Origin of the sequence: Rubrobacter tropicus (genome assembly GCF_011492945.1) — a bacterium.
GTDB classification, from domain to species: domain Bacteria; phylum Actinomycetota; class Rubrobacteria; order Rubrobacterales; family Rubrobacteraceae; genus Rubrobacter_D; species Rubrobacter_D tropicus.
This window is the reverse complement of the sequence record NZ_CP045119.1, coordinates 1950488-1973846: the sequence shown is the minus strand read 5'-3', so window position 1 is coordinate 1973846 and position 23359 is coordinate 1950488. Positions and strand designations below refer to the sequence as shown.

18 protein-coding genes, 3 rRNA genes and 1 pseudogene are annotated in these 23359 nt (G+C 64.3%); 2 read left to right on the top strand and 20 right to left on the bottom strand.

From position 1 onward, the window contains the following. Window positions 1-106 precede the first annotated feature (106 nt). The 11 genes from GBA63_RS09810 to tyrS all read right to left on the bottom strand — a co-directional run bounded on the left by GBA63_RS09810 (window position 107) and on the right by tyrS (window position 11300). Window positions 107-859 carry a YebC/PmpR family DNA-binding transcriptional regulator gene (locus GBA63_RS09810; RefSeq protein ID WP_166175638.1) on the bottom strand — a complete coding sequence of 251 codons (753 nt, stop codon included), beginning with the start codon at window positions 857-859 and terminating at the stop codon, window positions 107-109. Then, window positions 846-1445, bottom strand: a complete 600-nt coding sequence (gene pdxT / locus GBA63_RS09805; protein ID WP_166175636.1) for a pyridoxal 5'-phosphate synthase glutaminase subunit PdxT — start codon at window positions 1443-1445, stop codon at window positions 846-848. The genes GBA63_RS09810 and pdxT overlap by 14 nt, the downstream gene beginning before the upstream one ends. Beyond that, a complete protein-coding gene (gene pdxS / locus GBA63_RS09800) occupies window positions 1435-2331 on the bottom strand; it encodes a pyridoxal 5'-phosphate synthase lyase subunit PdxS (protein WP_166175634.1) in 897 nt (298 codons plus the stop codon). Before pdxS ends, pdxT begins: the two co-directional genes overlap by 11 nt. A 98-nt stretch (window positions 2332-2429) precedes the next feature. Then, window positions 2430-2609, bottom strand: coding sequence for a hypothetical protein (locus GBA63_RS09795; RefSeq protein WP_166175632.1), 180 nt, complete (start codon window positions 2607-2609; stop codon window positions 2430-2432). A 15-nt stretch (window positions 2610-2624) separates the two neighbouring features. Beyond that, on the bottom strand, window positions 2625-2801 hold the full coding sequence (locus tag GBA63_RS09790; RefSeq protein ID WP_166175630.1) for a hypothetical protein: 177 nt from the start codon (window positions 2799-2801) through the stop codon (window positions 2625-2627). A 19-nt stretch (window positions 2802-2820) separates the two neighbouring features. Then, window positions 2821-3993: an ArsA family ATPase gene (locus GBA63_RS09785; protein ID WP_166175628.1), complete on the bottom strand. Its 1173-nt coding sequence runs from the start codon at window positions 3991-3993 to the stop codon at window positions 2821-2823. Window positions 3994-4054: 61 nt separating this feature from the next. Next, the gene (locus GBA63_RS09780) at window positions 4055-4441 is read right to left on the bottom strand and encodes a TraR/DksA family transcriptional regulator (protein WP_166175626.1); all 387 of its coding nucleotides are present in this window, start codon (window positions 4439-4441) and stop codon (window positions 4055-4057) included. A 193-nt stretch (window positions 4442-4634) separates the two neighbouring features. Beyond that, window positions 4635-4750: ribosomal RNA gene (gene rrf, locus GBA63_RS09775) — 5S ribosomal RNA — on the bottom strand. A 91-nt stretch (window positions 4751-4841) separates the two neighbouring features. After that, window positions 4842-7833 (bottom strand): 23S ribosomal RNA (locus GBA63_RS09770). Window positions 7834-8095: 262 nt separating this feature from the next. Then, a 16S ribosomal RNA gene (locus GBA63_RS09765) occupies window positions 8096-9641 on the bottom strand. Together the 16S, 23S and 5S rRNA genes form the textbook arrangement of a ribosomal RNA operon. Window positions 9642-10136: 495 nt before the next feature. Continuing rightward, a complete protein-coding gene (gene tyrS / locus GBA63_RS09760; RefSeq protein WP_166175624.1) occupies window positions 10137-11300 on the bottom strand; it encodes a tyrosine--tRNA ligase in 1164 nt (387 codons plus the stop codon). A 67-nt stretch (window positions 11301-11367) separates the two neighbouring features. On the opposite strand from tyrS, the gene GBA63_RS09755 reads away from it, so the two are divergent. Continuing rightward, window positions 11368-13698 (top strand): transglycosylase domain-containing protein, encoded by a 2331-nt coding sequence (locus tag GBA63_RS09755; RefSeq protein WP_166175622.1) that lies wholly within the window; start codon window positions 11368-11370, stop codon window positions 13696-13698. Here GBA63_RS09755 and GBA63_RS09750 read toward each other — a convergent pair. Both GBA63_RS09750 and GBA63_RS23190 read right to left on the bottom strand, forming a co-directional pair. Further along, window positions 13655-14350: a DNA-3-methyladenine glycosylase gene (locus GBA63_RS09750; protein ID WP_207957225.1), complete on the bottom strand. Its 696-nt coding sequence runs from the start codon at window positions 14348-14350 to the stop codon at window positions 13655-13657. The two genes, GBA63_RS09755 and GBA63_RS09750, sit on opposite strands and share 44 nt — an antisense overlap. Then, on the bottom strand, window positions 14254-14613 hold the full coding sequence (locus GBA63_RS23190; RefSeq protein ID WP_207957176.1) for a hypothetical protein: 360 nt from the start codon (window positions 14611-14613) through the stop codon (window positions 14254-14256). The genes GBA63_RS09750 and GBA63_RS23190 overlap by 97 nt, the downstream gene beginning before the upstream one ends. A 54-nt stretch (window positions 14614-14667) precedes the next feature. Between GBA63_RS23190 and GBA63_RS09745 the strand changes: the two genes are divergently transcribed. Then, entirely contained in the window at window positions 14668-15219 is a 552-nt protein-coding gene (locus GBA63_RS09745; RefSeq protein WP_166175620.1) for a GNAT family N-acetyltransferase, read from the top strand. A 114-nt stretch (window positions 15220-15333) separates the two neighbouring features. Here GBA63_RS09745 and pheT read toward each other — a convergent pair whose 3' ends face one another. The 7 genes and pseudogenes from pheT to thrS form a co-directional block, all read right to left on the bottom strand. After that, a complete protein-coding gene (pheT, locus tag GBA63_RS09740; protein WP_166175618.1) occupies window positions 15334-17799 on the bottom strand; it encodes a phenylalanine--tRNA ligase subunit beta in 2466 nt (821 codons plus the stop codon). A gap of 19 nt (window positions 17800-17818) precedes the next feature. Next, on the bottom strand, window positions 17819-18847 hold the full coding sequence (gene pheS / locus GBA63_RS09735; RefSeq protein WP_166175616.1) for a phenylalanine--tRNA ligase subunit alpha: 1029 nt from the start codon (window positions 18845-18847) through the stop codon (window positions 17819-17821). Window positions 18848-18856: 9 nt separating this feature from the next. Next, window positions 18857-19582, bottom strand: a complete 726-nt coding sequence (locus GBA63_RS09730; protein ID WP_166175614.1) for a TrmH family RNA methyltransferase — start codon at window positions 19580-19582, stop codon at window positions 18857-18859. Next, window positions 19539-20333, bottom strand: coding sequence for a 50S ribosomal protein L20 (gene rplT, locus GBA63_RS24170; RefSeq protein ID WP_166175612.1), 795 nt, complete (start codon window positions 20331-20333; stop codon window positions 19539-19541). Before rplT ends, GBA63_RS09730 begins: the two co-directional genes overlap by 44 nt. Continuing rightward, window positions 20334-20531, bottom strand: coding sequence for a 50S ribosomal protein L35 (gene rpmI, locus GBA63_RS09720; RefSeq protein ID WP_166175610.1), 198 nt, complete (start codon window positions 20529-20531; stop codon window positions 20334-20336). Between the two features lie 109 nt (window positions 20532-20640). Beyond that, window positions 20641-21225 (bottom strand): annotated as a pseudogene (gene infC, locus GBA63_RS09715) (translation initiation factor IF-3); the annotation flags it as partial. Between the two features lie 161 nt (window positions 21226-21386). Next, on the bottom strand, window positions 21387-23300 hold the full coding sequence (thrS, locus tag GBA63_RS09710; RefSeq protein WP_166175608.1) for a threonine--tRNA ligase: 1914 nt from the start codon (window positions 23298-23300) through the stop codon (window positions 21387-21389). Window positions 23301-23359: the final 59 nt, after the last annotated feature.

Sequence of the window (23359 nt, the reverse complement as noted above, 5' to 3'; positions counted from 1 at the left end):
CTTACGGTAGTCTACGCCACCCTCTCCCCAAAACGCAACCAGAAGCGGCCGGCCCACCGACGACCGCCACGTAGCTGACGGGCCAAACTGTCGGCGGGCTGACCAGCTAAGATGCCACCTCTGCCATGACCTCGTCGCTTATATCGAAGTTGGCGTAGACCTCCTGGACGTCGTCGTTCTCCTCCAGGGCGTCTATGAGGCGCAGGGTTTGCTTCGCCGTACCGGCGTCGAGGTCTATGCTGTTCTGGGGCTCCATCGTGATCTCGGCGTTCTCGTACGAGATGCCGGCCTCGTCCAGAGCCTCGCGCACCGCCGTGAACGTCTCGGGCGTCGTCACGACGCGGTAGTCGCCCTCCTGCTCCTCGACGTCCTCGGCCCCCGCTTCCAGGGCGGCCATCATCAGGTCGTCCTCGTCTACGTCGTCCTTCGGCACCAGGATTATGCCCTTGCGCTCGAAGAGGTAGGCCACGGAGCCGCTGGTGCCGAGCTTGCCGCCGTTCTTGGAGAAGACGTAGCGCACGTCGGAGGCCGTCCGGTTGCGGTTGTCCGTGAGGACGTCCACCAGGACGGCGACGCCGCCGGGGGCATAGCCTTCGTAGGTGATCCTCTCGATGGCGGCCGCGTCGGCGCCCGAGCCCGTCCCCTTGTCTATGGCCCTCTGGATGTTGTCGTTCGGCATGTTGCCGTCTTTGGCCTTCTGGACCGCCAAAGCGAGCGTCGGGTTCATCTCCGGGTCGCCCCCACCCTCGCGCGCCGCCACGGTTATCGCCTTCGAAAGCTTGCCGAAGAGCGCGCCGCGCTTCGCGTCGGCGGCCCCTTTCTTGCGCTTGATCGTCGACCACTTGCTATGACCGCTCAATGCCGCACACCTCCTTGAGAAAGTACTCGTGAAACCTGGTGTCGTCCGTGAGCTCGGGGTGGAAGGCCGTCACCAGTATGTTCTCCCCCCGCGCCGCCACGACGCGCCCGTCCACCTCAGACAGGACCTCGACCCCGGGCCCCACGTCCTCGTAGAACGGCGCCCGGATAAAGACCCCCGTGAACGGCCCGTCGAAGCCCTCCACTTCCAGGTCCTTCTCGAAGGAGTGGACCTGCCGCCCGAACCCGTTGCGCTCCACGAGCGCGTTCATCACCCCGAGCAAGGGCTGGCGCGGCCCCGTCGTCGCGGAAGCCGCGAGCACCATCCCCGCGCACGTCCCCCAGACGGGCCCACCCCGGTAAAAGTAGCTACGGATGCCGTCGAGCAGCCCCGAAGAGACCATCATCTTCCCGATGGTCGTCGACTCCCCGCCGGGCACTATGACGCCGGCGAGGCCTTCGAGCTCCCCGGCCGTCCTTACCTCGACGGGCTCGACGCCGAGCCTCCGCAGGATCTCGGCGTGCTCCCGCACGTCGCCCTGGAGGGCGAGTATGCCGACCTTCGGCCTGTCGCCGTTACCAGCCACGCGTGGCGAGCCGCTCCTCGTCCTTGAGGCTCCCCATCTCCCGGCCGACCATGGCCTCGCCCAGGCCCCGGCTCGCCTCGGCCACGACCTTCGCGTCCTTGAAGTGCGTCGTCGCCTTCACGATGGCCCGCGCCCGCGTGGCCGGGTCCCCGCTCTTGAAGATACCGCTCCCCACGAACACCCCGTCGGCCCCGAGCTGCATCATCAACGCCGCGTCCGAGGGCGTCGCGATCCCGCCCGCCGTGAATAGCACGACCGGCAACCGGCCGTTCTCCGCGACCCACCGAACCAGCTCGTAAGGGGCCTGCAACTCCTTCGCCTCGCTCATGAGCTCGTCTTCTTCCAGCACGCCCAGGCGACGGATGCCGCCGACGATGGACCGCATGTGGCGGACGGCCTCGACCACGTTGCCCGTGCCCGCCTCGCCCTTCGACCGGATCATGGCCGCACCCTCGCCGATGCGCCGCAAAGCCTCCCCGAGGTTCGTAGCACCGCAAACAAAGGGCACCTCGAAGGCGGCCTTGTCTATGTGATGTTTCTCGTCGGCCGGCGTCAAAACTTCAGACTCGTCGATGTAGTCGACCTCGAGCGCTTCGAGCACCTGGGCCTCGACGAAGTGGCCTATACGCGCCTTCGCCATCACGGGGATCGAGACCGCTTCCTGGATGCCGGAGATCATCTCGGGGTCGCTCATCCTGGCGACCCCCCCGTCCGCCCTGATATCGGCGGGTACACGCTCGAGCGCCATCACGGCGACGGCGCCCGACTCCTCGGCGATGCGCGCCTGTTCGGCGTCGACGACGTCCATGATCACGCCGCCTTTGAGCATCTGGGCCATCCCGCTCTTGACCCTGAACGTCCCGGTTAACCGCCCGTTTTCCGACATAGGTTTTGCCCCCGTGGATGTCTACTAGAATCTGTAAGGGCTATCTTACTACTAGCGCCCCACCAGACCAAACCGAGATCCGGCCGAAACCGTGATTTCTAACGCTTTCTGCGCTCCTTGGCGTACTCCTCGGAGAACTTCTTCAAGAAAGCCTCGATGCCGTGCCCCGCGGCGCGCCTGGCGGCCGGGAACGCCACCCCGGCCTCCCTGCGCGCGAACTCGGCCACCTTCTTGAACGCCCGCGCCCGGCCGGTTATGTCGGGGGTGTTGTCAGCCAACCTGGGACCATCCGCTCATTCGACTTCTATGCGCTCCCTGCGGACCTCCTCCGGCCCGCCTTTGCCCGCCGCGTCCGGCCTCGCCAGCGCGGCCACGCCCTTGAGCGCCTCGAAACCCGCCCGCCGGAAATGGACAGCGGCCTTTTTGCGCCGCTCCCCCGGGACCGCGACGTAGGCGATCACGGCCAGCAAACCACCCTTCCCGCGCCGCTCAGATAACATCCGTGAGCCTCACCTTCAGTCGCCCATCCTCGATACTCGCCCCCGCCGCCGAGAGCCGGGCCAGCGAGTCCGGGAGCAGGATGTTCCGCCTGTAGCCCCCGACCCGCACGAAGAGCTCCGCCCCGCGCTTGGAGAGGTCAACCTCTTTCTTCTCCGCGAGCGGCAGGTTGAAAACAACCTCGTACCCGCCTTCGGTCTTGATAACGTCGTGCGCCGCCCCGTTGAAGAGCATCGGCAGCGGGTCCGTACCGTCGAAAACGTCTTCGGCCAGGGCGCCCAGCGCCTCCAAGCCGAACATCTCGCGGTCGAAGAGACGGGCCGTGAGGATCGGGATCGGGGAGAAAGACTCCTCGATGCTCCTCATGTGCCGCCCCTGCGCCTCGCGCCAGAGCGAGAAGTACGGATCGGTAACCGAGTCGGGCAGGAGCCGGTTCACCACCACGGCGTCGACCCCGTAGTCGTAGAGGTTCAGGTACGTGTAGGCCCTGCGGGCCTCGGCGACCACCATCTTCTCGGCGTTCACGACCAGGCGGACCGAAGACCTCTTCCTGTCGGTCAGGATCTCCTCGACGCCGGCTATCGCCTCGTAGAACCTCTGGCCCGCGGCAAATACGCTGTCTTCCGGCAGGGGCGGCAGGGACTTCGCCCTGTTCGCGAAGGGACGCACCAGCTTCGCGGCGCGGCGCTGTATCGGCAGGATCTTCTCGACGTACCAGTTCATCTGGTCCGGCAGGCTGAGAAGCTTGAGCGTCTCCCCCGTGGGCGCGGCATCCACGACCAGCGCGTCGTACGCCTCCTCCTGGTGGTGCCGCCTGACCATCAGGAGGCCAAAGAGCTCGTCCATCCCCGGGAGCATCGCCAGCTCCTCGGCGGCCAGAGTGTTCGCGCCCTGCCACTCGAAGACCGTCGAGACGTAGGACTGTATCTCGGCCCAGTTCTCCTCGATCATGGCCGTGTGGTCCATCTCCTGCGCCCACACGCCCGTCGCCATCTTTTTCGGGTCCGGCCCGATTGGCGCGTCGAAGGCGTCCGAAAGCGAATGCGCCGGGTCCGTGCTCATAACGAGCACGTTCTTCCCCTGCCCGGCCGCCTTCAACGCCGTGGCCGCGGCGACGCTCGTCTTGCCCACGCCGCCCTTGCCCGTGTAGAGGATGGTCCTCAAGAAATCACCGCGCCCGCAACAAAGAGATAGCCCATGCGCGGATTATATAGCCCGCGAGGGATCAAACCGGGGGGCGCCGCTCCCTCTCGTAGTCCTGCTGCTCGTTCACCGTCCGGATCGCCTCGGGCGCCGCCTCCAGCCGGCCCCTCGGTATCGGCTCCCCGCTCTCGTCGGAGACCCCGTAGGTACCCTCCTCGATCTTCTCCAGCGCCCGCTCGATATCCTTCAGACGCTCACCGGCCTGCTCGCCGATGGTCGCGTCCATCTCCCGGTTGAACATCTGCTGGCTCTGGTCCCCGGAGTCGAGCTGCGTGTCCCCCTGCTCCTCGCTCATGTTCTGCTCGTCGCCCCGCACACCCCGCTGTATCCGCTGCAACTCCTCCCGCAACCCCAGCAACCGCTCCTTCTGCTGCGCCACGAACTGCTCGTCAAGCTCCGCGTTAGCCACGAAGATACCTCCCTTTCTATACCAACTCTCCAACCCCAATACCCTACCACCCCCAAAAAGCTGAAAGCGACCGTAGGGAGTGCGCTGAAAGTGGAGGCGAAGCCGGAACGTGCTGAAAGCGGAGCCCGTAGGGCGTAGCGTGCTGAAAGCCCGCGAAGCGGGCGTACCGCGACGGCGAAGCCGGAGCATAAAAAATGGGCGACGACCTACTCTCCCACAAAGTCTCCCTTGCAGTACCATCGGCGCTGGCGGGCTTAACTTCTCTGTTCGGAATGGGAAGAGGTGATCCCCGCCGCTATCGTCACCCATATATAAAATGGGACTTCTATTCAGTTGTAAAGCCCGGCGCTAGGGGCGCGCCTGATCTATGAAAACTGCATAGCTTGCGATCCAATATTGGTCCATTAAGCCCTCGACCTATTAGTACCACTCGGCTACATACATCGCTGCACTTACACCTGTGGCCTATCAACCTGGTGGTCTACCAGGAGTCTTACCCTCTCGAAGAGGTGGGAGATCTTATCTCGAGGCGAGCTTCCCGCTTAGATGCTTTCAGCGGTTATCCCTTCCGTACATAGCTACCCGGCGGTGCCCTTGGCAGGACAACCGGTACACTAGGGGTACGTCCACTCCGGTCCTCTCGTACTAGGAGTCGCTCCTCTCAAATCTCCAACGCCCACGGAAGATAGGGACCGAACTGTCTCACGACGTTCTGAACCCAGCTCGCGTGCCGCTTTAATGGGCGAACAGCCCAACCCTTGGGAGCAGCTCCACCCCCAGGATGCGACGAGCCGACATCGAGGTGCCAAACAGCCGCGTCGCTGTGAACGCTTGGCGGCTATAAGCCTGTTATCCCCGGAGTACCTTTTATCCGTTGAGCGACGGCACTTCCACTCGTTACCGCCGGATCACTAACCCCGACTTTCGTCCCTGCTCGAGATGTCTCTCTCGCAGTCAAGCTCCCTTGTGCGTTTACACTCTGCGCACGATTTCCGACCGTGCTGAGGGAACCTTTGGGCACCTCCGTTACATTTTGGGAGGTGACCGCCCCAGTCAAACTACCCGCCTGACACTGTTTCCTACCCGGATCACGGCGTAGGGTTAGAACACCAACACGGCAAGGGAGGTATCTCAACGGCGGCTCCACCGAGACTGGCGTCCCGGCTTCCTAGCCTCCCTCCTATGCTGCACAAGCCGTGCCGATATCCAATGCCAGGGTATAGTAAAGGTTCACGGGGTCTTTCCGTCTTTCCGCGGGTACTCGGCATCTTCACCGAGACTACAATTTCACCGAGCCTATGGTCGAGACAGCGCCCAGATCGTTACGCCTTTCGTGCAGGTCGGAACTTACCCGACAAGGAATTTCGCTACCTTAGGACCGTTATAGTTACGGCCGCCATTGACCAGCGCTTCGGTCGCCAGCTTCGCCCGAAGGCTAACCGGCTTCCTTAACGTTCTGGCATTGGGCAGGCGTCAGCCCCTATACATCGTCTTTTCGACTTAGCAGAGACCTGTGTTTTTGGTAAACAGTCGCCTGGGCCTATTCTCTGCGGCTCCGAACAGCTTACGGCGCAAGGCCTTCACCGTCCAGAGCTCCCCTTCTCCCGAAGTTACGGGGACAATTTGCCGAGTTCCTTAACCATAGTTCGCTCGATCGCCTTAGTGTTCTCCACTCGCCCACCTGTGTCGGTTTTGGTACGGGTGCGTACGCAACTCGCTTAGAAGCTTTTCCTGGAAGCATGGGGTCAACCACTTCGCCCTAAACGGGCTCGGCCCAACCCTCAGCCTTCGTGGGGCCCGGATTTTCCTGGTCCCCGGCCTACGGCAAGGCCCACGGTCTACCAGCGCCGTGGTTGGCCTACCCTTCTCCGTCCCTCCATCGCTCGAACGCTACGTGCGCAGTGCAGGAATATCGACCTGCTGTCCATCGCCTACGACTTTCGTCCTCGGCTTAGGTCCCGACTGACCCTGGGAAGATTAGCTTTACCCAGGAACCCTTGGGCTTTCGGCGGACAGGTTTCTCGCCTGTCTCTCGTTACTCATGCCAGCATTCTCTCTCCTGATACGTCCACGGCCGGCTTACGCCGCCGCTTCGATCGCTACAGGATGCTCCCCTACCACTCTAGAACAAGTCTAAAGTCCGTGGCTTCGGTAAACGACTCAAGGCCCGAGAATTTTCGGCGCAACACCACTTGACCAGTGAGCTATTACGCACTCTTTAAATGATGGCTGCTTCTAAGCCAACATCCTGGTTGTCTGTGCAGCGCCACATCCTTTAAACCACTTAGCCGTTATTTAGGGACCTTAGCCGACGGTCTGGGTTGTTTCCCTCTCGGAACACAAGTTTATCCCCGCGTCCCTGACTCCGGCGCTCTTACGTCTACGGTCTTCGGAGTTTGTCTGAAGTTGGTAACCTTGTAGGGCCCCGCGTCCAAACAGTGCTCTACACCCGCGACGAAACGCGCCAGGCTATACCTAAATATATTTCGGGGAGAACCAGATATCGCCGGGTTTGATTAGCCTTTCACTCCTATCCACAGCTCATCCGCTCAGTTTTCAACCTAAGTCGGTTCGGCCCTTCACGAGGTCTTACCCTCGCTTCAGCCTGGCCATGGATAGCTCACCCGGTTTCGGGTCTGCGGCACTTGACTGGAATCGCCCTATTCAGACTCGCTTTCGCTTCGGCTCGCTCTACGCTAAACCTCGCCAAGCACCAGCAACTCGCTGGCCCGTTATGCAAAAAGTACGCCGTCACAAATCTCGAAAGATCTGCTCCGACCGCTTGTAAGCGTATGGTTTCAGGTACTATTTCACTCCCCTTGCGGGGTACTTTTCACCTTTCCCTCACGGTACTGGTTCACTATCGGTCACCGTTAGTGTTTAGCCTTGCGGGGTGGTCCCCGCGGATTCAATCCGGGTTTCACGTGTCCGGATTTACTCAGGTGCCAACGAGGGAGTCGCACGAATTTCGCCTACGGGCCTCTAACCCTCTTCGGACAGACTTTCCAGACTGTTCGGCTACCCGCGCGTTTTGTAACTCCCCGGCCGCCCTGTGGGACGACCATGTTGGTCCTACTACCCCCAATACGCAACGCCCACAGGCTTTCACGTATTCGGTTTGGGCTGTTCCCCTTTCGCTCGCCACTACTCAGGGAATCGAGACTTTCTTTCTGTTCCTCCGGGTACTCAGATGTGTCATTTCCCCGGGTTCCCTCCTCCCGCCCTATGTGTTCAGACGGGGGTAATCAGGCATGACCCTGATTGGGTTTCCCCATTCGGAGATCCGTGCTTCAAAGCTCGCTTGCGGCTCCACACGGCTTATCGCAGCTTGCCACGTCCTTCATCGGCTTTCGGTGCCAAGGCATCCACCATACGCCCTTATCATCTTAATGGTATTGGATCGCGCTATGCAGTTTTCAAAGACCAGACGCCCACTCTCGCGGGCGCATCGCTAGATGTGAATCTAGCGTCGCTCCAGAACCCGAAGGCCCTGAAAACTGAATAGCAGTTAGTCGATATGGATGGAGAGAAACCCAACGCCGAAATCGGTCGAAATATCCTAGAGCGGTACACCGGCACGGCGAGCTTGAGCTCGAGCCGCTATATAGCCGGCGTCCGATCGGTCGGCTGTTGCCAGCCTAACCTGCTCCCTAGAAAGGAGGTGATCCAGCCGCACCTTCAGGTACGGCTACCTTGTTACGACTTCACCCCAATCGCCAGCCCTACCTTCGTAGACCGCGTCCCACAAGGGGTTCGCTGCGCCTGCTTCGGGTATTGCCAACTTTCGTGGTGTGACGGGCGGTGTGTACAAGGCCCGGGAACGTATTCACCGCGGCATTCTGATCCGCGATTACTAGCAACTCCGCCTTCACGCAGTCGAGTTGCAGACTGCGATCCGAACTTAGACTGACTTTGATGGGATTCGCTCCACCTCGCGGTCTTGCAACCCTTTGTATCAGCCATTGTAGCACGTTTCTAGCCCTGGACGTAAGAGCCATGATGACTTGACGTCGTCCCCACCTTCCTCCGGTTTGTCACCGGCAGTCTGGTGTGAGTCCCCAACTTAATGCTGGCAACACACCACAGGGGTTGCGCTCGTTGCGGGACTTAACCCAACATCTCACGACACGAGCTGACGACAGCCATGCAGCATCTGTGAGGCACCCTCGAAGGTCACACGTTTCCGTGCGCTTGCAGCCTCATGTCAAGTCCAGGTAAGGTTCTTCGCGTTGCATCGAATTAAAGAACATGCTCCGCTGCTTGTGCGGGCCCCCGTCAATTCTTTTGAGTTTTAGCCTTGCGGCCGTACTCCCCAGGCGGGATACTTAACGCGTTAACTTCGGCACAGACAGATTCGACTCCGCCCACACCCAGTATCCATCGTTTACGGCGTGGACTACCAGGGTATCTAATCCTGTTCGCTCCCCACGCTTTCGCGTCTCAGCGTCAGGTGTGGCCCAGCGAGCCGCCTTCGCTACTGGTGTTCCTCCGAATATCTGCGCATTTCACCGCTACACTCGGAATTCCACTCGCCTCTACCACCCTCTAGCCCGGCAGTATCCGCTGCACGCCCAGGGTTGAGCCCCAGGATTTCACAGCAGACTTACCGAACCGCCTACACGCTCTTTACGCCCAATAATTCCGGACAACGCTCGCCCCCTACGTATTACCGCGGCTGCTGGCACGTAGTTAGCCGGGGCTTCCTCGAAAGGTACCGTCAAGCTAGGGGCTATTAACCCTTCGCCCTTCGTCCCTATCAACAGGGCTTTACGACCCTAAGGCCTTCATCGCCCACACGGTGTTGCTGGGTCAGGCTTTCGCCCATTGCCCAAGATTCCTGGCTGCTGCCTCCCGTAGGAGTCTGGGCCGTGTCTCAGTCCCAGTGTGGCTGATCATCCTCTCAGACCAGCTACGCATCGTCGCCTTGGTGGGCCGTTACCCCACCAACTAGCTAATGCAACGCGGGCCCATCCCTCGCCGGATGGCCGAAGCTACCTTTCCTTGAAGAGCCATGCGACTCGACAAGCTTACGGGGTATTAGCCGGAGTTTCCTCCGGTTGTCCCCCTGCGAGGGGCAGGTTGCCCACGTGTTACTCACCCGTTCGCCACTTTACTCACCCGAAGGGCTTTCTCGTTCGACTTGCATGCCTAAAGCACACCGTCAGCGTTCGTCCTGAGCCAAGATCAAACTCTCCGAACTAGCTTCTGCCTCACAAGGAGACTATAGCCGTGTTGGCGCGGGCGCCACCCGCTCGACGGTCCGGCATTACACTCTCGGACCGCGAAGAGTCGATTCTCGGCGTTTTTTGACGGGTTTCTACTTTCACCCATTCTTTCGCTGCTATTCAGTTTTCAAAGCCTCAGGCTCCTGCCTCTCGGCGGAGCAACGGAGACGAATCTCCGGGGACAAATACGCCCACCTCTCGGTGGGCCGGCAAGCTTTCCCAATCTGTCGGGAGTCCTACCTTATATCGCCCTCTCGGTTATCAATTCGATCTCCGTCATCAGCCAGAGAAGTATAGCACCGACCCCCGGGGAGTCAATCCCTTTTCGGGAGTTTCTCGGTGCCGCTCCCTCTGCCCCTCCGATGCCCCGTCCGCGCCCTGAAGCGCCCCGGATCTCATCGGCGACGGGGATTATAGCCTCGGGCGGTCAGGCGTCAAGGACGTTTCCGGAAAATCGATGAAACGGCCCTTTAACGGACGGCGATGCGGGCGTAACGCCGCTTGCCCACCTGCAAGATTACGCCGTCCAGGTCGGTTGCCGGCTTGGAGAGCTTCTCGTCCCGGACCACTTCTCCCCCAAGGCGAACCGCACCCCCGCGCACGAAGCGGCGTGCCTCGCCGTTGGTGCCGGCGAAGCCGGCGCGGGTGATGAGGTCAACGATCCAGACGCTCTCCCCCTCCGCCACCTCCACCTCGGGAACGTCGTCGGGCACCTCGCGGCGCACGACGGCGTCGAAGATCCTCTCAGCGTCCGCCACCGCGCCCTCGCCGTGGAACATCCGAACCAGGGAGCGCGCCAGCTCCCGCTTCTGCTCGACGGGCTCTCCTTCTGGCATCGGACGGTCCAGGACCAGCGAGAAGTAGTCCTCCATCAGGTGGTCCGGGATGCTCATGGTCTTGCCGAACACGTCCTTCGGCGCTTCGGTGACGCCAATGTAGTTGCCGACGGACTTGCTCATCTTTATGGCGCCGTCGGTGCCGACGAGCAAGGGGGTCGTCATTACGCACTGGGGGGTCTTGTCGTAGTACTCCATTACGTGACGGCCCATGAGGAGGTTGTAGAGCTGGTCCGTGCCGCCGAGCTCGACGTCGGCGTCGAGGGCGACGGAGTCGTAGGCCTGCATCAGCGGGTACAGCAGCTCCGTTAGCGTGATGGCGTCGCCTGCGGCGAAGCGTTTGGAGAAGTCGTCGCGTTCCAGGATGCGGGCGACGGTGGTCGCCCTTGTCAGTCGGATCAGATCGGCCAGCGCCAGCGGCGCCAGCCACTCGGAGTTATGGCGTACTTCCGTCTTGTCCTTGTCGAGCACCAGGTACGCCTGCTCGAGGTAGGTGCGGGTGTTCTCCTCGATCTGCTCCGGCGAGAGCACCGGCCTGGTCTTCGACTTGCCCGAAGGGTCCCCGACGCGCGCGGTGTAGTCCCCTATGGTCAAAACCGCCGTGTGGCCGAGCTCCTGGAACGCCCGCAGCTTCTTGAGCACGACGACGAAGCCGAGGTGGATGTCCGGGGCCGTGGGGTCGATCCCCAGCTTGACCCGCAGCGCCCTGCCGGACTTCAGGCGCCTGTCCAACTCCTCGCGCGGGATCACGTCCACCGTATTACGGTAGATCTCGCCGTGATTAGTACCAGCCGTCATAAGACTTTCGCAACCTCTTCGCAACGGGAATGTAACGTGTCTAAGGGTAGTGTAATATACCGGCTCGATGGCTCGCACCCACCAGAGAGGACGAGGCAAGGGTACGGCCGCGAGGACCCCACAGCGCAAGGGCTCGGGGCGGCCGGTCAAGCTACCGTCCAATCGCCGCAAGCGGCGGTCCAAGTGGGGCGGGATCTGGGCCAAGATCCTGCGCGCCATCGGCATCCTCTTTCTGTGCCTCCTCGTAGCCGGCCTGGCGCTCGCCGCGGGCGGGTACGTCGGGGTCATCCAGGGCGTGAAGCAGCTGGAGGCGCCCCAGAACTTCGAGACGCATCCGACCTACCTGTACTCGGCCCCGCTGGGCGAGAGCGACGATTCGCGGCGCGTGATCGGCACGATCTTCGGCGGCCAGAACCGCAAGACCGCCTCGCTCGGGGAGATGCCGCCCCACCTGCTGAACGCGCTGGTGGCGAAGGAGGACGAGCGCTTCAGGGAGCACGGCGGCGTGGACCTGTGGGGCATCATGCGGGCGCTCTACGTGGACATCCGGGCCGGCGAGGCCGTCGAGGGCGCGAGCACCATCACCCAGCAGTACGTAAAGAACGCCTACCTCTCCCAGGACCGCTCGATCACGCGCAAGGTCAAGGAAGCGCTCATCGCCGTCGAACTCGAGCGCAGCGTCTACGAGGACAACAAGGACCAGGTATTGGCGGACTATCTCAACACCGTGTACTTCGGCGGCAACGCGTACGGGGTCGAGGCGGCGGCCGAGACCTACTTCAACAAGTCCGTGCCGGACCTGACGGTGGCGGAGTCGGCGACGCTCGTCGGCCTCTTGTGGTCGCCTTCGACGCTCGGCCTCGACCGCGAGGGGGCCGGGATCCAGCGCGACCTGGTACTCAGGAAGATGTTCGAGACCGGCTACATCTCCAGCCAGGACTACAACGAGGCGCTCGAGGTCCCGATGCCGGAGAAGTGGCCGGCGGCGGCGATGGTCGAGTCCGGGTTGCAGGGGCCCTCGACGACGCGCAACTTCGCGGACCTCGTGGAGGAGGAGCTCATCGCCCGGTACGGGGCGAACACGGTCCTGCAGGGCGGCATGAGCGTGTACACGACCATCGACCTTCAGGCGCAGGTGGCGGCGCGCGAGATCTTATACGGCCCGGGCGGCTACCTGCCCAACGCCGACGACCCGGACCTGGCCCTCGTCTCCCTCGACCCCGAGACCGGCCGCATAAAGGCGATGGTCGGCAACAGGGACCCGGACTCTCAGTTCAACCTCGTCACGCAAGGGAGGCGCCAGCCCGGCAGCTCCTTCAAACCCTTCGCGCTCATCGCGGCGCTGGAGCAGGGTATAGATCCCGAGACGACGTTCGTCTCGGAGAAGAAGGAGTACATGGTTGAGGTGCCCGGCCTCGACAAGCCCGAGAAGTGGAAGGTCGAGAACTTCGACGGGATCGTGCGCGGCGAGATGACGCTCGAAGAAGCCCTCTGGTGGTCGGACAACACGGTCTTCACGGACCTCGTGATGAACCCGGACGGACGCGGCCTGGAGAACGGACCGGCCGCGACCATAGACGTCGCCAAGCGTCTCGGCGTCTCCGCGGACTTCGGCCCCCACCCCCACCCTTCGGTGGTGCTCGGCACGCAGGAGGTCTCCCCGCTCGACATGGCGACGGCCTACGCCACCATCGCCAACGGCGGCCGCAAGGTGGAGCCGACGACCATCTCCAAAGTCGTGAGCAACGCCGGGGACGAGGACGAGGTCCTCTACGAGGCGCCGGACGCGCCGCGGGGGGAGCAGGTAATAGACGAGGAGATAGCCCACAAGGCGACCGAGATCATGATCGGGGACGTCACGCAGGGTATCGCCAAGGACGCATCTCTCGGAGAGCGCCCGGTCGCCGGCAAGACGGGTACGAGCGAGAACTTCTTCGACGCGTGGTTCATCGGGTACGTGCCGCAGATGGTCACCGGGATCTGGATGGGCTACGGCGAGGGCGGAGCCACCCTCGAGTACACCCTCGACTACGCCCGCAAGCTCAACGGGCTCTCAGGCGGCATTACGCCGGCCGAGATCTGGCAGACCTATATGGAGGACATAATGGCCGGCAAGCCCGTCAAAAACTTCGAGGGCGTCGAGGTCCCGCAAGAAGACCCCGTCGAGACCACGGGCCCGACCGAAGCCATCTCTGGGAACGGGCCGGAGACGCCCCCCGTGCCGTCCGAGACCACGACGCCAGGCGCCACCACGACGGCCAGCCCGCCTCCGGAGGAGCCCGGTGTGGTACCGCCCACGACTTCTAGCGCGCCGCCGGCAAACGTCGCCCCGGCCAGCCCGGAACCATCGGCCGTTACGCCCGCGAGCGCTCCCGCCGCAAGCCCCGCTCCGAGATAGTTTTCGGCGGAACCGACACGTCCTTCTCGCCGAGGGTCAGGTAGCGCCACGGCAGCTCCACGCCCCGCGTTATCCCGATGCGCGTCGTCGCGACGATCTCTTCGGGTTCCTCGCCGTGCGCGAGGTTGAGGGAGCCGTTGGTCAGGTCCTGACCGTCGTGGTAGATGTGGACGCCGAGCGCCTGGGTCAGACGGCCCGGCCCGTTGCAGAGGTCCTTTGGGCGTCCGCGTCTCGCTTGCATGAGCTCGACGCCGTCCAGGGGCCTGAGGGCCCGGATCAGGACGGCGCTTCCGACCCCCTCCTCCTCGCAGACCACGTTGAGCAGGTGGTGGATGCCGTAGGAGACGTAGACGTAGGCGACACCGGGCCCGGCGAAGATGTTGCGGTTGCGCATCGTCGGCCCCTTGTAGGCGTGGCAGGCCGGGTCTTCAGGCCGGTAGGCCTCGGTCTCGACGATCAGGCCGGACGCCGCGCCTTCGGAGGTCTCGTGCGTCAGGACGCAGCCGAGAAGGTCGACGGCGACCTGGCGGGGGTCCCGGTCGTAGAACGACCTGCCTAGAACATCCGTAAGGAGCCCTGCTCTCCGGTCAGGTCCGTGATGCGGCGGGAGAGCTCGTCGAGGTCGAGGCCCGCCTCCGAGCGGATCGAGGATTTGAGGAGCGGCCTTACCTGCCCGATCTGGACCTGCAGCTCCCGCAACAGCTCGCTGGCCCCGCTCTCGGCCCCGACCATGTCGCGCAGGATCGTGGCCTCGGTCCGGCCCGCTACCAGCGGATCGGGCAACCCGTCCACGTAGACCAGGGTGCGGCGTCCAGGGCCCCTGTCTTCTTCGATGGGGACGAGCGCAACGATCCTGTCGGCGCGCACATGCTTGCCGAATCCGAGGGTCACGATGCGGTCGGGTATCGCCTTCACTGTCGGCGGATTCTAGCATAGCGCCCATCGGTCAAACCGGGTATATTCACCCGCGTGCAACTCGGCGGCAAAGCAAGGTCGCTAGAAGGCGACAGGGTACGGCTCAGGCGTCACGAGCCCGGTAACTACGGGCTATACGCCGGCTGGTACGGGGACCCCGAGATCTGGCACCTCACGAGCTGGGCCGCTGCGCCCCTCGGACGCTCCGCCGTAAAACGCCTCTTCGAGGAACGGGAGCTCTCGACGACGGACGACTCGTTCGCCATCCACGTCGAGGGCGAAGAGGAGCCTGTCGGCGTCATAAGCCTCATGAACCTCAGCGAGGCAAACTCGTCGGCCGACCTCTCCGTAATCGTGGGCCATCCCGAGGACCGCAACCAGGGCTTCGGGGCCGAGGCGATAGAGATGATCCTGCGCTACGCCTTCGACGACCTGGGCCTGAACCGCGTGGGCCTCAGCGTCTTCGATTTCAACGACACCGCCATCTCCACTTACGAACGCCTGGGCTTCGAGCACGAGGGACGCCTCCGCCGCGCGGTCAAGCGGGCCGACGGCTTCCACGACGCCCTCTTGATGAGCGTCCTGAGCGAGGAGTGGCAGAGGTAGTTTTTGAAGCTTTCAGCGGTCGGCTTTCAGCAAATAGCTGATGGCTGAAAGCGGAGGCGAAGCCGCAGCGGGCCGGTAGCTCAGTTGGACGGTGGCTAGCCACCTCCGACCGCTTTACGTCCTTACCTGCGCCGCGAACTCGTCAGATAGGAGCGTGGCGATGCGTTTCATTTCCACGTCTACCTCATCGTCCGTGAGCGTCCTCTCTCCCTGAAAGACGAACCCGAAGGCCACGCTCTTCTGTCCCTCGGGCACCTGGCTGCCGGCGTAGACGTCGAAGACCCGCGCCTCCGCCAGCGTCTCACTGCCCAGGCCCTCTACAGCGGCGAGCATCTCGCCGACCGGCACCCCTTCGTCCACCACGACGGCGAGGTCGCGCGGGACGACTGGCACGTTCACGAACGGCCGGAAGCGCGGCTCCGGGTCCGGGCGGCAAAGCCCGGCGTCCAGCTCGAAGGCGGCGACGGGCCAGCCGTCCAGCCCGAACCTCTCGGCGACCTCGGGGTGTAGCTCACCGACCCAGCCAGCCACCGTGTCCCCTGCCCGCACGGAGGCGGAGCGTCCGGGGTGCAGGAACGCGGGAGCAACGCCCGGCTCGAAGGAAGCGCCCGGCAGGAGACGCTCCACCAGGCCCTTCGCTTCGAAGAACCCCGCCCGGAGCTCAGAGACGTTCCACCCCGCCGGCCGAACGGTTCCGGCCAGGACCACGCCAACCCGGGCCTCCTCCCTCACGCCCATGAGGGAGTCCTTGTTCGGCTCCGCCTCGGGCCCCAGGGCCTCGACCCGCCCGGTCATGCGGAACCTTAGAGCCACCTCGCGCATACCGCCGGGCGGAGGGCTCGGCGAGAAGACGCGCCCCACCTCGAAGAGACCCCCGCCGCGGGCGCCGAACGTCCTGTTTCGGGCCGCCGCATCGAGCAGCCCCGGCAGAACCGTCGTGCGCAGGTCACGCCCCTCGGCGCTGAGAGGGTTCTCGATCCTCACGGTATCCGTCTCCCCTTCGTCGTCCATCCGCAGGTCGCTGGTCCATCGTTCGGGACCGAACGGGTAGGTGATGGCTTCGGAGAGGCCAAGATCCGCGAGAACGCGTCGTACGAGGCGCGTGTTGCGTTGTGCAGAGGTGAGGCCCCCGGGCTGTCCGACACCGGGAAGGGACTCGGGGATCTTGTCCAGGCCTATGAGGCGCCCCACTTCCTCGATCAGGTCCGCCTCGCGGCGCAGGTCCCGGCGGAACGTCGGCACGGTGGCGGAGAGGCTTTCGCCTTCTCCTTCGACCTCGCACCCGAGCGACGCCAGCCGCGTGGTCGCACTACCGGCCTCGACCGGCATTCCGAGCACGAGTTCCGCCCGGGAGAGCCGCAACGGAACTTGCCAGGGACGAACAGGCTCGGGGTAGTGGCTGAGGGTGTCTTCTGCCACCCGCCCCCCGGTCACCTCGGAGAGGAGGCCGACGACCCGCTCCATCGCGTAGTCGACCATGTTCGGGTCGAGGCCCCTCTCGAAGCGGCCGGAGGCGTCGGTGCGGAGGCCGAGCTTCTGGGAAGTCCTCAGGATATTGCCGCCGGTGAATGTTGCCACCTCGATCAGGGCGTCGGCGGTCTCGGGGCCGACCTCGGCGTCCTCCGCGCCCATGACGCCGGCGATCACGAGCCCGCGCTCCTCGTCCGCTATGACGAGTATCCCTTCATCTAGCGAACGGGTCGAACCGTCTAGAAGCGTGATCTCCTCCCCTGGCCGCCCACGCCTGACCACGATGCCCTCCCTCACCTTCGCGGCGTCGAAGGCGTGGATCGGCTGCCCTGTCTCGAGCATCACGTAGTTCGTCGCGTCCACGACGGCGTTGATGGGCCTCATCCCGGCCGCGTGGATGCGTCGCCGCATCCAGAGCGGGGCCTCGCCACCCGGCGTCAGACCGGAGACGCGCCGCAGGTCGTAGCGGGGGCACAAGTCCCCGGCCTCGACCCTGAGCCCGTAGTCGGAGGTCGCGGCGCCGCCGGCTTCGACGGACGGTTCGGGTATGCGGAAATCCGTTTGGAGGATCGCGGCAAGCTCGCGGGCGACCCCGATCATGCCCCACAAATCCGGCCTGTTTGGGGTCACGTCCACGTCTATGACGACCTCCCCCACGGGGAAATAGTCCTCCACGGCGCGTCCGACTTCATAGCCCTCGTCTAGCAGGAGGATGCCGCCGTGGTCCGCGGAGATACCGAGCTCGCGTTCGCTCATCATCATGCCGTAGGACTCCAGGCCGCGGAGCTTCGCCTTCTTGAGCTTCGTGCCGTCGGCCATGACGCTGCCCGGCAGGACCACCGGGACGCGGGCTCCGAGGTAGGGGTTCGGGGCGCCGGCCACGATCTGGACCTCCCTGCCGCCGAGGTCCACTTTGGCGACGGAGAGCCTATCGGCGTTGGGGTGCGGCCCGAACTCCAGCACCTCGCCCACGACGACCTCGCCCCCGGTCACGCCGAGGCGGTAGACGCCGTCGATCTCCTGGCTGTGGAGGGTAAAGAGTTTGACGAGTTCTTCCACGCCAAGATCGAAATCCAGGTACTCGCGGAGCCAGCTCAACGGAACGCGCAAAGGTATTCCCTTCTAAAGACTAAAACTGACGCAGAAAGCGGAGGTCGCCCTCGAAGAAGAGACGCAGGTCCGGGATGCCGTACTTCGCCATCGCCATCCGGTCGGGCCCCATCCCGAAGGCGAAGCCCGTGTACTCCTCGGAGTCGTAGCCGGCCCCCTCGAGGACGTCGGGGTCCACCATGCCCGCGCCGAGCATCTCCAGCCAACCGGCGCCCTTGCAGATCTTGCAGTTGGGGTCGCTCCCACCACACCGGAAGCAGCTGACGTCGAGCTCCACGCTCGGCTCGGTGAACTGGAAGTAGCTCGGCCTGAGCCTGACCGCGACCTCCTCGCCGAAGACGTGCCGCGCCATCGCCGCGAGCGTCCCCTTGAGGTGACCGAGGGTGAGGCCGCGGTCGACCGCGAGGCCCTCGATCTGGTGGAACATCGGCGTGTGGGTCGGGTCGGAGTCGCGCCTGTAGGTCCGCCCAGGGCAGACCACGTAGACCGGCGGCTCCTGGGAGAGCATGGTCCTCACCTGCACCGGCGAGGTGTGCGTCCTCAGCACGAGCCCCTCGTCCAGAAAGAACGTGTCCTGCATCGTGCGCGCCGGGTGGCCGGGCGGGATGCCGAGCGCGGTAAAGTTGTAGTAGTCGGTCTCGGCCTCGGGCCCCTCCGCAACGCCGTACCCAAGGCCCACGAAGAAGTCCACGACCTCGTCGATGATCCTCTGCGATGGGTGCAGGTGCCCCCCGGGGAAAGGCACGCCCGGCAGAGTAACGTCCACGGCCTCCCTCTGCAGGCGGGCCCCGCGCTCGGCGGCGGCGAGCGCCTCGGTCCTCTCCGCCAGCGCGCCCTCGATCTCCCGCGAGGCGAGGTTCGCCGACCTGCCGACCTCTTTACGCTCGTCCGGGGAGAGGTTACCGATGCCCTTCTTGATCCCGGTAAGCTCCGCCGACCTGCCGAGAAAGCGTACCCGGACGCCTTCGAGATCGGCCGTGGTGCCGGCGTCTCGCACGGCGGAGAGCGCCGCGTTCTTGAGCTCTTCTATGCGGTCCGAGGCCATCATAATGGGCGTCTATCCTAGCACACGCGCATAAGCGTGGTAGAGCAGGATCGAAGCCGCCACCGCCGCGTTGAGCGAGGCCGCCTGCGACGGCAAGCTCACCCGCGTCAGGCACCTCTCCAACACCCCCAACGGGAGGCCCGAGCCCTCCGAGCCGACTACCAGCACCGACTTGCCGTCGAGCGAAGAACCCGGCGCGTCTCCCCCATCCGGCACCGCCGCGACCGTCCGAAAGCCGGCGGCGTCTGCCCCGTTCAGGAACTCGACGGTGTCGATCTCCCGGGCGACCGGGGCGTGAAAGATGGAGCCCATGCTGGCCCTCACGGTCTTCGGGTTGTAGAGGTCGGCACAACCCGTCGAGAGCGCCACCCCCGCCCCGAAAGCGTGGGCGCCGCGTATCACCGTGCCGACGTTTCCGGGGTCCTGGACGCCGTGCAGGAGGACGATACGGTCCCGGGCGGAGAGCAGTTCCTCAACAGTAACGTCGAGAAATGGGAAGACCCCGACCGGACCGGTCGGGGTCTTCAGCGCGGATACGCGGCGCACTTCCGCTTCGGATTCGAAGGTTCGCACCGGGGGTTCTGGGGACTCCCGGATCAGAGTCTCCCCCTCCGCAAGGAAGAGCCTCTCGGCCTCCCTGTGCTTCTTGGCGTTGAGTTTCGCCGCCCTTTTGGGCGAGATCTCGTACCAGGTGCTAGCCGTCTTCCCCGTCCTTCGCGGCCTTTTCCACGTCGCCAACGGTGATGCGGCCTTCCTGGCCCGTCCCCTCGACGTCGGCGAGGTCCACCCCGAGCTCTTCGGCCTTGCGCTCGGCGGCATCGGTGGCGTGTACCTTGCCCTCTTCCTCCGCGGCCTCTTCTACGTCTTCAACCAGGACGCGCCCCTCGGCGCCGGAACCCTCGTCTATGGATTCGAGGTCCACGTCGAGCTCCTCGGCCCTGCGCTCCGCGGCCTCCGTGGCCTCGACGTCGGGCTGCTCGTCGCCGGCGGCCTCCGTCTCTGGCGCTGCTTCGGGTTCTTCGGTCGCCGGCTGCGGCGCCGGTGCGGCCTGGGCGGCGGGCTTCCTGCGCGCCTTCGGCCTGGGCCGCGGCTCGGGTTTGCGCTCGACGGCGACGCGGGATTCGACGGGGTTGCCGCTCAAGGCGTTCTTCGCCTGGGCGACGATGCCCGCGAAGATCTCCGGTTCCGTTGCGGCGAGGTCGGCCAGGATCTTGCGGTCCAGGTCGATCTCGGCCAGGCGAAGGCCGTGGATCAGCTGCGAGTAGGACATGCCGTGCTCGCGGGCGCCGGCGTTGATGCGCTGGATCCAGAGCGAGCGGAAGTCCCGCTTGCGCTGCTTGCGCCCCTGGTACGCATAGACCCCGCTCTTCCAGACCTGCTCTTTGGCCCGCTTGTACGAGCTGTGCTTGGTCCCCCTGTAGCCTTTCGCCTGCTCGAGCACCTTCCGGCGCTTCTTGCGGGCGTGGACGCTTCTCGCGGTGCGCGCCATCTACCTCACCCCCAGCAGACGCTTGAGCTTCTTCTCGTCGTGGGCGTGGATGATGGTCTCGGTGTTGAGCCGCCGCTTGCGCTTGCGGCTCTTCTTCTCCAGGATGTGGTTGTGGCCCGCCCGGCGTCGCTTCAGGCGGCCCTTCTTGCCTACCTGAAAGCGCCCGGCAGCGCCCTTGTGGGTCTTCATCTTCGGCATGTTTTTCCTCCACGTTTCGTCTGGCGGTTTATCCGAAAAGAGGCTCGCGGCACGGGAGTCGAAGCCGGTTCGCCTCTGCAAAGCCGGGAGAGTGTATCAAACTGTTGCTTTACCTGCGAGCCGCCCTCTCGCGCCGGCTACCGGAACGCTGCGGCTCGGGCTCCGGCTGTGGCTCTTCGGCGTCGCCCTCTTCCCTGGCGACCTTCTTCGGGGCCATGACCATGATCATGTTGCGGCCGTCAAGGTTCGGCTGGCTCTCTATACGCCCGATCTCGTCGAGGTCCTCTGCCAGACGCCTCAGGAGCTTCTCGCCCAGCGCCGGGTGCTGCACCTCGCGTCCCCGGAACATGATCGTGACCTTGACCTTGTCGCCGCCGCGCAGGAAGCGCTCGACGTGGCCGCGCTTGGTGTTGAAGTCGTGGTCCCCGATCTTGGGCCTGAGCTTGATCTCCCGCACGTTGACGTTTACCTGCTTTTTGCGGGCTGCCTTGCGGGCCTGCTCTTTCTGGTACTTGAACTTGCCGTAGTCCATCATGCGGACCACCGGCGGGTTCGCGTTCGGTGCGACCTCCACGAGGTCGAGGTCGGCCCTCTCCCCGTAGTCCATCGCCTCTTTGATGTGCTTGATGCCTAGCTGCTCGCCGTCGGCCGCGATCAATCGGACGCTCCGCGCCCGGATCTGGCCGTTTATTCGCGGCTCTTCTTCAGTCGCTACTGTGCATCACTCCTCTCAAAACCTGTTTTTCGGGGCCGTTCGTTCGTCCCTGCAAGCCTCGTGCTCGTGGTTTGAACGAAACGGAACCCCATCTACCGCCACGATTATACCCCCCGCCACGCGCCCGTGTCTATATGGAACTATTCTCGCGAGCGCACCTGCTCCCGAACGGCCTCTACGAACTCCGCGACCGGCGCCTCTTCCTGCCGCTTCTCGCCCCGGCGGCGGACGTTCACGGTCCCTGCCTCGGCCTCGTTGTCGCCGACGATGAGGAGGTAGGGGATCTTCTGCCGGGCGTTCTCCCGGATCTTCTTTTGCATGCTGTTCTGAGCGTCGTCCACCTCGACCCGGATTCCCGCCTCTGCCAGCTGATCCCTGACCTCGTGGGCGTAATCGTTGTGCCGGTCGGAGACGGGGATGACGACGGCCTGCACCGGCGAGAGCCAGACGGGGAAAGCGCCGGCGTAGTGCTCGATCAAAACGCCTAGGAACCTCTCCGTGGAGCCGGTCACCGCCCGGTGGAGAAGCACGGGCGTGTGCTCCTTGCCGTCTTCGCCCACGTACTCGCACCCGAGGCGCAAGGGCTGGAGGAAGTCGACCTGGATCGTGGAGAGCTGCCACTCCCGACCCAGCACATCCTTCGCCATGAAGTCTGCCTTGGGGCCGTAGAAGGCAGCCTCCCCGGCCTCCTCGTCGTAGTCGATGCCGGCGGCGTCGAGCGCCTCGCGCAGCTCCTGCTCGGCCCTGGCCCACTTCTGCTCGTCTGCTATGTACTTGCTGTCGTCCGGATCGCGCATGGAGAGCTGGACCCGGTACTCGTCGAACCCGTAGGTGTCGAGTACCTCGCGCACTATTTCGAGGGCGCGGGCGAACTCCTCCTGGACCTGATCCTCGGTGCAGAAGACGTGGGCGTCGTCTTGCGTGAGGCTCCTTACCCGCGTCAAACCGTTTAGCTCGCCGCTCTTCTCGTAACGGTATAGCGTCGCGAACTCGGCGTAGCGTAGCGGCAGGTCCCTGTACGAGTGGGCGCGGGAGTTGAAGAGCGTCATGTGGCTCGGGCAGTTCATCGGCTTGAGTCGGTAGTGGGTCTCACCCTCGACCATAGGCGGGAACATGGAGTCGACGTAGTGCTCCAGGTGCCCGCTCTTCTCGTAGAGCGACTCGTTGACGAGGTGCCCGGTCCAGACGTGGTCGTAACCGTGACGGGTCTGCACGTCGCGGACGTAGCCCTCCATCAGGTGTCGAAGCATCTCCCCCTTCGGCAGGAAGAGGGGAATCCCGCCGCCGACGTCCGGGGAGAACGTGAACAGGTCCAGGTCCTTGCCGATCTTGCGGTGGTCCCGCGCCCTCGCCTCCTCCAGACGCCTGAGGTAGGCCTTTAGCTCCTTCTCCGTCGGCCAGGCCGTGCCGTAGACGCGGGTGAGCATCGGGTTCTTCTCGTCCCCCCGCCAGTAGGCCCCCGCTATGTTCTGGAGCTTGAAGGCCCCGAGCCTGCCCGTGCTCTGAACGTGCGGGCCGCGGCAGAGGTCGAAGAAATCTCCCTGACGGTAGACGGTAATGTCCCCGTCTTCCAGGCCAGCGATTATCTCTTTCTTGTACGGGTTGTCTTCGTAGAGCCGCTCGGCCTCGCCCTTCGAGACCTCCTCGCGGGTGACCGGCAGGTCGCGGGCGACGATCTCGCGCATCCGCTCCTCGATGCGCGGCAGATCCTCGTCCGTGATGCGTCCCTCCACCTCGATGTCGTAGAAGAAGCCGTTCTCTATCGGAGGCCCGAGGGTCAGCTTGCTGCCCGGAAAGAGCTCCAGGATCGCCTGCGCCATCGCGTGGGCCGTCGAATGCCGTAGCACTTCGAGGCCTTCAGGAGAGTCCTTCGTAATGACCTCTAACGCGCCCCCACCGTCTATCGGCGAGTCAAGATCGACGACCTCGCCGTCGATCTTCGCGACCACGGCGTCGCGGGCCAGGCGTGGGCCGATGCGCTCGACCACGTCGAGCGCTCTGGCGCCGGGTTCTACGTCCAACTGCTTGCCGTCTGGGAGGGTGATGGAGGGCATGTGCCTCCTTTCAGTCGGCGCCTTCAGCTTTCAGCTTTCAGCCGTCAGCAGGGCGGTTC

What these genes read in the sequence shown, in the direction of transcription:
- pheS (WP_166175616.1), bottom strand. Translation starts at nt 18,847, where the DNA reads ATGATGGCCTCGGACCGCATAGAAGAGCTCAAGAACGCGGCGCTCTCC.
- GBA63_RS09755 (WP_166175622.1), top strand. Translation starts at nt 11,368, where the DNA reads ATGGCTCGCACCCACCAGAGAGGACGAGGCAAGGGTACGGCCGCGAGG.
- rpmI (WP_166175610.1), bottom strand. Translation starts at nt 20,531, where the DNA reads ATGCCGAAGATGAAGACCCACAAGGGCGCTGCCGGGCGCTTTCAGGTA.
- thrS (WP_166175608.1), bottom strand. Translation starts at nt 23,300, where the DNA reads ATGCCCTCCATCACCCTCCCAGACGGCAAGCAGTTGGACGTAGAACCC.
- tyrS (WP_166175624.1), bottom strand. Translation starts at nt 11,300, where the DNA reads ATGACGGCTGGTACTAATCACGGCGAGATCTACCGTAATACGGTGGAC.
- pdxS (WP_166175634.1), bottom strand. Translation starts at nt 2,331, where the DNA reads ATGTCGGAAAACGGGCGGTTAACCGGGACGTTCAGGGTCAAGAGCGGG.
- rplT (WP_166175612.1), bottom strand. Translation starts at nt 20,333, where the DNA reads ATGGCGCGCACCGCGAGAAGCGTCCACGCCCGCAAGAAGCGCCGGAAG.